The sequence below is a fragment of the Streptomyces sp. NPDC001156 genome (assembly GCF_053598275.1).
In genome coordinates, this window is sequence record NZ_JBSFJX010000373.1 from 1 (window position 1) to 4,694 (window position 4,694).

Sequence of the window (4,694 nt, forward strand, 5' to 3'; positions counted from 1 at the left end):
ACGCCGGCCGGCCAAGCTGCACGCGGACAAGGGCTACGACTACGACCACCTGCGCCGATGGCTCCGCAAGCGAGGCATCCGGCACCGCATCGCCCGCAGGGGCATCGAGTCCTCGAGCCGGCTCGGGCGGCACCGCTGGACGATCGAGCGCACCATGTCCTGGCTGGCGGGCTGTCGCCGTCTGCACCGCCGCTACGAACGCAAGGCCGACCACTTCCTGGCCTTCACCGCCATCGCCTGCAGCCTCATCTGCTACCACAGACTCACCAAATGAGACGACGTCTAGAAGGGTTACCTGGTCGACCGCGGCTGTCTGACGCGCAGAGATGGCCCGGCTGGAGCGGGAGTTGCAGCGCGGTGTGCTGACACGCGCGTGGGCCGGCCAGCGGTGAACGCTGGCACGGGCGAAGACGATGATCGGTCGCCTGTTCCACGTCTCGGACACCATGGAGGGCGTGTGGCAACTACTGAGGTGCTCTGTCCGGTCCTGGCAGCAGCCGACGCGGGTGCGATCGAGCGTGACGAAGACGGCGCGCAGGAGTAGAGCCCCCAGCCAGGTCAGGCCGGTCAGCCATTCAGGGGGCGTGTCCATTCCTGCGCCCGTCGGGGCCGGGCCGTCTGTCGCGAACGCCTCGGCTCCAGGTCCCGCAGCGGCTCTGAGTCGCATCAGTTGAGGGCGTGGCTGCGGCCGGTCTGCAGGATCTCGTCGGAAAGTTCGGGCTCGACGTGGCATACGGCGCGGGCGAGCATCAGTGCGCCGACCATTTCGCTGAGCAGGCGGATGGCCCTGTGGCGGGCTTCGGCCGGGTCGAGCTCGTGGTTTTTCTCCTCGGCTTCGCGCAGGAACTCGGCGGTGAAGCCGGTGAGGTATCCCTCGACGCCTTCGGCGTACGCGCTCTGCACGGTTTCGCTGTGCCGTCCGGCGTCGGTGGCCATGGAGGCGGAGGGGCAGCCGCCGTCCGGGGCATCACGGTGTGCGGTGGACAGATAGTCGGCCACGACCCGCTCCAGCGGTGAGCCGGCCTGGTCCGGGCCGTCCTCGATCGCCTGGGCCAGGACCGCGAGCGAGGCGGCGTAGGAGGCGCCGCACACCTCCACGGCCAGCTCGTTCTTGGAGGCGAAGTGGTTGTAGAAGCCGCCGTGGGTGAGTCCGGCTTCCTTCATCAGCTCGGCGATGCCGACCGCGTCGATGCCCTGCGAGCGGAACATGCGGCTCGCCGCTTCGAGGATGTTCTGCCGGTTGCGGGCCTTGTCTTCCTTGGTGATCCGCGGCATGGCCGTCCCCTCGCGTCGCTCTCTGTTTGACATCTTTAATGATGGCCCTCATCATAGCAGGAGTTGCAATGATGAGGTGCATCATTAATAGTTCGTGGAAGGAGAGCATCATGCGCGCCATCGCCTACGACCAGCACGGTGAAGCCGGGCAGGTACTACGCCTCAGCAAGCGGCCGGCCCCTGCTGCGCCCGCAACCGGGCAGGTTCAGGTGCGGGTGCTGTCCAGGCCGATCCACCCCGGCGACCTGGCGGGAGTGGAGGGCCTTCCGGGTTGGCCGCGGCAGCGGTTCGCCACGCCCCGGATTCCCGGCGTGGAGGCAATGGGCGTCATCGAGGCCGTCGGCGAGGGTGTACAGGATCTGCGGCCCGGCCAGCGGGTGGCGTTCTTCCCGGTGCCGGGCGCGTGGAGCGAAGTCGTCACGGCGCCGGCCGATCTTGTGGTGTCGGTGCCCGAGGACCTCGGCGACGAGACCGCGGCGTTGATGCTGGCCAACCCGCTGACCCTGCTCTCCTTGCTGCGGGCGGTCGAGGACGCCCAGCACGGCCAGGCCGGTCCGGTGGTGCAGACGGCCGCCGGTTCGTCGGTGGGAAAGCTGGTCAGCGCCGCAGCCCTCAAGCACGGCATCCCGCTGGTCAACCTGGTGCGCAGCGCCACGGGGGCGCAGACATTGCGGCAGCGCTTCCCCGCACTGCCGGTCATCTCGACGGCCGACGCCGACTGGCGCACTCAGGTCCAGGACGCGACCGGCGGCCGGGGCGTCCAGGTCGTACTGGACGCGGTGGGCGGATCCCTGACCGGTGAGCTGGCCGGGCTGCTCGCCGACGGCGGCACGCTGATCACCTACGGAGGGCTCGGTTCCGGCAGCACGTCGCTGGAGTCGCTCGCGCTGACCCCGCGGGCCCTGACCGTGCGGGGTACGTCCGTCTTCCAGTGGATGGCCGCCCGCACGCCCGAGGAACGGGCCGAGGACGTCGCCTTCGCCGTCCGTCTGGCCGCGACCGCCCCGGAACTCTTCGAGGTCGCCGCCCGCTACGACCTCGCCGACTTCGCGAAGGCCGTCGACCACGTCCGCCGCCCCGGCAGGAACGGAACCGTCCTGCTCACCAGCCCCGCACCCTGAACCCCACGAAGGGCACCGCCATGAAGATCGGAACCCTCGGCGCCGGAACCGTCGCCCAGGCCCTCGCCCGCCACGCCGTGGCCCACGGCCACCAGGTCGTACTGAGCAACAGCCGCGGCCCCGCCTCCCTGGCCGGCCTCGCCGACGAAATCGGACCGCTCGCCCAGGCCGGCACCCCGCAGGAAGCCGCCGCGGCGGAACTCGTCGTGCTCGCCGTCGGCTGGCCCCAGATCCCGGACGCGGTAGCCGGCCTGCCACCCTTCGACGGGCGCATCGTCATCGACGCCAGCAACCAGTTCGCCTCCCCGCCCCCGCCCATGAAGATCGCCGACCTGGGCGAGCTGACCGGCAGCGAACACGTCGCCTCCCTGCTTCCCGGAGCCCGCGTCGTCAAGGCGTTCAACACCCTCTACGGCCAGTACATCGCCGCCGACCCGCGCCACCGGTCCGGACGCCAGGTGCTGTTCCTCGCCGGTGACGACGCCGACGCCAAGACCACCGTCAAGGACCTCACCGCCGCCTTCGGCTTCGCCCCCGTCGACCTCGGCTCCTTGCGCGAGGGCGGACGCCTCATGCAGCTCGGCGGCCCGCTCTCCGGCCTCCACGCCCTCAAACAGGACTGAGGCGCCCCGCCCATTCCTCGCTCTCCCCCTATCAACCCCCCACAAGGAAGTTGCTCATGACCACCCAGCCCCTGCTCCAGCCCGTCCGCCTCGGCGCCCTGGAACTCCCCAACAGCGTCGTCATGGCCCCCATGACCCGCGCCCGTGCTCAGAACGCCGAGCTGGCCCCCACCGACCTCCACGCGACCTACTACGCGCAGCGTGCCGGCGCCGGCCTGATCGTCACTGAGGGAACCTGGGTCAACGCCGACGCGATCGGTTTCATCCACGCGCCCGGCATCTACACCGAGACGCAGACCGCCGGCTGGGTGAAGGTCACCGAAGCCGTCCACGAGGCCGGCGGCCGGATCGTCTCCCAGCTCGGCCACCTCGGCGCGGCCTCCCACCCCGACCACCTCGGCGGCCGCCTGCCCGCCGGACCCTCGGCCATCAACCCCGGCGAAAAGTCCTTCACCCCCTCCGGCCCCAAGGACACCGTCACCCCGCGCGCCTACACCAGCGCTGAGATCGCCGCCACCATCGCCGACTACCGCCACGCGGCCGAGAACGCCCGCCGCGCCGGCTTCGACGGCGTGGAAATCCACGCCCAGCAGTCCCACTTGATCCCGCAGTTCCTCAACCCGCGTCTCAACCAGCGCACCGACGCCTACGGAGGCAGCAGCGAGAAGCGGGCCCGGTTCCTCCTCGACATCCTCGACGCCGTCAGTGACGTGTTCGGCAGCGACCGCGTCAGCGTGAAGATGTCCCCGGGCTGGAACAACGGGACCACGTTCACCGCGGACGAGGAAGCACTCGCCGACTACGACCAGCTGTTCAAGAAGCTCAACGACAGCAACCTGGCCTACCTGCACCTCCTGGGCACCCCCGGCACCATCGAGGAGCGAATCGCCCTCTTCTCCCGCTACCGCGCCCACTACCAGGGCAACATCATCGCCAACCTCGGCTTCACCCAGGCCCTCGGCAACGAGATCCTCGCCCACAAGGTCGTCAACGCGGTCTCCTTCGCTGAACCTTTCATCGCCAACCCTGACCTGGTCGAGCGCTTCGCGCAGGGCCACCCGCTGGCCGACGGCGACCGTGCCACCTACTACGCCGGTCACGCCGAGGGCTACACCGACTACCCCGCCTTCACCGCCAACTGAGCAAGCAATACGTCGACGCAGCGTCGGCGCGTGGGGCAGCAGGAAACCTCCCGCTGCCCCACACCCAACGCTGCGCCGACCAGTTCTCTGAACGCTACTGGCCCCGAGCCACAGCAAAGGGGACAACACCACAGGTCGGGTACCTGCAGCAGCGAGCCCAGTCCCATAGGTGCCCTGGTTCGCCGGTGGCGATGTGATGGTCTGCACAGGAGTGTCAGTGGAGAGCCGTCATGTCGATGTCAGCGGCTTAGACGTCGTCTCATTTGGTGAGTCTGTGGTAGCAGATGAGGCTGCAGGCGATGGCGGTGAATGCCAGGAAGTGGTCGGCCTTGCGTTCGTAGCGGCGATGTAGGCGGCGGCAGCCGCCCAGCCAGGACATGGTGCGCTCGATCGTCCAGCGGTGCCGGCCCAGCCGGGTGGAGGACTCGATGCCCTTGCGGGCGATGCGGTGCCGGATGCCTCGCTTGCGGAGCCATCGGCGCAGGTGGCCGTAGTCGTAGCCCTTGTCCGCGTGCAGCTTGGCGGGCCGTCGC

General features: G+C 69.5%; 6 protein-coding genes and 1 pseudogene. 5 read left to right on the forward strand and 2 right to left on the reverse strand.

Going from position 1 to position 4,694, the window contains the following annotated elements; translation table 11 throughout:
• The coding region (locus tag ACWDA7_RS50615; protein ID WP_450614686.1) for a transposase at positions 1 to 274 on the forward strand (274 nt) is incomplete at its 5' end.
• Between the two features lie 11 nt (positions 275 to 285).
• A pseudogene (locus ACWDA7_RS50620) lies at positions 286 to 538 on the forward strand (IS630 family transposase); the annotation flags it as partial.
• Positions 539 to 666: 128 nt separating this feature from the next.
• Here ACWDA7_RS50620 and ACWDA7_RS50625 read toward each other — a convergent pair.
• Complete coding sequence (locus ACWDA7_RS50625) at positions 667 to 1,275, reverse strand: TetR/AcrR family transcriptional regulator (protein ID WP_450614688.1); 609 nt, start codon at positions 1,273 to 1,275, stop codon at positions 667 to 669.
• Between the two features lie 110 nt (positions 1,276 to 1,385).
• Between ACWDA7_RS50625 and ACWDA7_RS50630 the strand changes: the two genes are divergently transcribed.
• From ACWDA7_RS50630 to ACWDA7_RS50640, 3 genes are read left to right on the forward strand one after another with little or no spacing between them, the layout of a single operon-like run.
• The gene (locus tag ACWDA7_RS50630) at positions 1,386 to 2,396 is read left to right on the forward strand and encodes a zinc-binding dehydrogenase (RefSeq protein WP_450614690.1); all 1,011 of its coding nucleotides are present in this window, start codon (positions 1,386 to 1,388) and stop codon (positions 2,394 to 2,396) included.
• Positions 2,397 to 2,416: 20 nt separating this feature from the next.
• The gene (locus ACWDA7_RS50635; protein ID WP_450614692.1) at positions 2,417 to 3,019 is read left to right on the forward strand and encodes an NADPH-dependent F420 reductase; all 603 of its coding nucleotides are present in this window, start codon (positions 2,417 to 2,419) and stop codon (positions 3,017 to 3,019) included.
• A 56-nt stretch (positions 3,020 to 3,075) separates the two neighbouring features.
• Positions 3,076 to 4,161 (forward strand): alkene reductase, encoded by a 1,086-nt coding sequence (locus tag ACWDA7_RS50640; protein ID WP_450614694.1) that lies wholly within the window; start codon positions 3,076 to 3,078, stop codon positions 4,159 to 4,161.
• Positions 4,162 to 4,420: 259 nt separating this feature from the next.
• Here the strand turns inward: ACWDA7_RS50640 and ACWDA7_RS50645 are convergent.
• The coding region (locus ACWDA7_RS50645) for a transposase (RefSeq protein WP_450614696.1) at positions 4,421 to 4,694 on the reverse strand (274 nt) is incomplete at its 5' end.

What these genes read in the sequence shown, in the direction of transcription:
- ACWDA7_RS50625 (WP_450614688.1), bottom strand. Translation starts at nt 1,275, where the DNA reads ATGCCGCGGATCACCAAGGAAGACAAGGCCCGCAACCGGCAGAACATC.
- ACWDA7_RS50630 (WP_450614690.1), top strand. Translation starts at nt 1,386, where the DNA reads ATGCGCGCCATCGCCTACGACCAGCACGGTGAAGCCGGGCAGGTACTA.
- ACWDA7_RS50635 (WP_450614692.1), top strand. Translation starts at nt 2,417, where the DNA reads ATGAAGATCGGAACCCTCGGCGCCGGAACCGTCGCCCAGGCCCTCGCC.
- ACWDA7_RS50640 (WP_450614694.1), top strand. Translation starts at nt 3,076, where the DNA reads ATGACCACCCAGCCCCTGCTCCAGCCCGTCCGCCTCGGCGCCCTGGAA.